Raw genomic sequence first — 2,584 nt, forward strand, 5'->3', positions numbered from 1 at the left:
TCGTGTGTCACGACTCGCCCGAATCAGCGCGCTTCACCGGTGGATCCAGGCTGAGGCCAAGTGGAAAGGGCTCACTGCGACGATCGCCGTATACAGGGCGCCGAGAAACTCGATCACGCCGTTTCCCCACTGGAGGCGGCCGGGACAGCCGGCATCCAGGCCAGGTCACCAGCGCCGGTCGGCGCTGAGCGGACGCCGGGAACCGCGACACCGGGCATCACGAGGTCTCGTGGTCCGTTCGCTCGTCGTTAGCCGGTTCGGTCGCGGCGCTCAGGGCGCGATCGGCGGGGTGCTCGGCGGTGTCTCCACCCATCAGAAGCCAGCGCACGAGGTGGGGTGGGGACTCGCCTACGCCATGGCAGGACTTCACCGCGGTCCGCGGGATCTTTGCCAGCGACTTCGAGGCCTCGTCCTGTCTCGACCAGGTCTGCTCGCCGAGCCGGTCGCACCCGGGCGACGCGCAGCGAGCGCCCGGCCGCGGATCGCGATGGCGTCGGCGGGCGACCAGGTCAGGGTGCCGCTCGATCATGTCCCGGGACCGCGTCGAGCTGGTCGTCAGCGCGGTCGAGCTCGGCCACCACGTATCCGCTCGAGACAATGGCGGCGAAGGGGATGCTGCGCAGAGCTCGGGCGAGCCCGGGTGGGCGGCGGCCGCCGGGAGCCGGGTGTGCAGGACCTCGTCGCGGCCCGCGGCGTCGAGAATGATCTCGATAGGAGCGTCCCGCTCCAGGCCTTCCAGGTGTCCCGGGGTGGCGACAGTGCGCGAACGGATGTTCGTCAGCGAACGGCAACGCGACGGCGCGAGCACGCTCCGCGTGATGTCGCCGCAAGGTGGACAGGGCGTGCCGGCCGAACACCTCCGGAAGTGCCGGAGGGCCCGTCTGATCGTCTACTGTGGAGTGCCTGTCAATCAGTCTGTCAATGAACGCCGGTCGTCCGCAGGCAGATCTGCCAACAGGGACAGGTGAAGCTGCAGCTCAGCCACCGTCAACAGGCCACGAGCACGGTCAGCTCTGATCTTTTAATCCGCGGGTTGTGAGTTCGATCCTCACGGGGCCCACCCCCTTCTACCTGGGGAGATCGTACCTCGGGATGATCGCCTCTGGGCGAGTGTGTGCGTGGTCTGTGCGTGGCGGATCCGGCTCGGGCTCGTGGGATCAGGGCGGCGACCGCCTCGGCCGCACTCGCCGCCACGTCGTGGAAGACCGACGTGTAGGTGTCGGCGGTCAGCGTCACCGAACTGTGACCGAGGGTCTCCTGGACGACCTTCATCGGCACTCCCGCCGCAAGCATCAGCGACGCAGCGCCGTGACGCAGGTCGTGTAGCCGCACGGGCGGCAGGCCGACCTCCTCGGCGAGGTGATGGAAGCGCGCCGTGACCCAGGCCGGGTGCAGGGCCTCGCCGTTCTCCTTGGTGAAGACCCGGCCGGACTCCCGATAGGCCTCGCCCCAGGCGGCCCGCTCTCGGTCTTGCTGCTCCTTGCGCGCCCGCAGCGCGGCCACCGTGCCGGCATCGAGGGCGATGAACCTGTTGCCGGCCTCCGACTTGGGTCTGCTCTCGATGACTTCCCATCCGTTCTGGACCAGCTGCCGTCGGATCGCCATGAGCCCGGCCGACAGGTCCACGTCCTCCCAGGCGATGCCGCACGCCTCACCACGGCGGAGGCCGCGGTGAGCGACGACGTGCCAGAGGGCGTAGAGGCGGTCGTGGTGGGCGTGGTCGAGGAAGGCGCCCAGCTGCGTCGGCGTCCAGACCATCACCGGCGAGGGCGGTTGGCACGCTTCCTCGAGCCGTTGTCGGTCAGGGTCGTCAAGGTCGCAGGCGGCGAGCGCGGCGCACGCAGCAGACCAGCGGGAGACGCGCTCCTCGGTCCAGATGAGTGCCTTCGGGCGTTTCCCGCTCGGAAGCCGAACTAAGGCGGCCGGATTGGAGGGGATCAGACCCTCGCGCATTGCGTCGTTGAGAGCTGCCCGCAAGGTGGCGCGAACGCGTTGACGAGTCGAATCGCTGTGACTGGTCAGGTCGCGTGAGAGCCGCTCAGGCAGTTTCGGGCATCCAGGGGTGGCCCTCGGCGAGCAGGACGAGGACTTCGAAGAAGTGCAGCCCGTGTTTGGCGGCGGTGGACAGGTAGCTGCGGATCGCGCAGAACTGGCGGGCTCCGGTGAGGGTGCGCAGGCAGCCGGACACCTTCTGCCGAAGCTTGATCATGCGGATGTCGCGCTCGGAGCCGTTGTCGTCCGGGGGGTATCCGCCAGTCGGTGGTGAAGCGCAGGTAGTCGCCCTGGCGGTCGAGCAGCCGGCGGGCCAGCGCGTGGTGCTTGCGCATCGCCGGATCGGCGCGGGCCGCGGTGTCACGCAGACCGATCTGAGCTGCTGAGCGGTAGCGCCGCACCTGCTCGGCCAGCGCGGCGGGGTCGAGGGCATCGGCGCCGGTGGCGACCGCGTCGTTCACGAGATTCTGCATCGCGACCAGCGCGTCACCGGCCTGGGTGGCCCAGCACCAGTCACTATCCCGGGTCTGCTTCGGACCGGGGTTCCACAGATGATCCGGGTCTGACGACTCGTCCGAGGCTCGCACCGCTG

3 protein-coding genes are annotated in these 2,584 nt (G+C 69.2%); all 3 read right to left on the reverse strand.

What is annotated here, in order from left to right:
* Positions 1 to 217 precede the first annotated feature (217 nt).
* The 3 genes from LWC33_RS34510 to LWC33_RS34520 all read right to left on the reverse strand — a co-directional run bounded on the left by LWC33_RS34510 (position 218) and on the right by LWC33_RS34520 (position 2,209).
* Positions 218 to 808 carry a hypothetical protein gene (locus tag LWC33_RS34510; protein WP_233308914.1) on the reverse strand — a complete coding sequence of 197 codons (591 nt, stop codon included), beginning with the start codon at positions 806 to 808 and terminating at the stop codon, positions 218 to 220.
* Between the two features lie 179 nt (positions 809 to 987).
* Positions 988 to 1,953, reverse strand: a complete 966-nt coding sequence (locus LWC33_RS34515) for a site-specific integrase (protein ID WP_233308915.1) — start codon at positions 1,951 to 1,953, stop codon at positions 988 to 990.
* 85 nt (positions 1,954 to 2,038) lie between these two features.
* Entirely contained in the window at positions 2,039 to 2,209 is a 171-nt protein-coding gene (locus LWC33_RS34520) for a hypothetical protein (RefSeq protein WP_233308916.1), read from the reverse strand.
* Positions 2,210 to 2,584: the final 375 nt, after the last annotated feature.

The sequence above is a fragment of the Pseudonocardia terrae genome (genome assembly GCF_021343995.1).
GTDB classification, from domain to species: Bacteria; Actinomycetota; Actinomycetes; order Mycobacteriales; family Pseudonocardiaceae; genus Pseudonocardia; species Pseudonocardia terrae.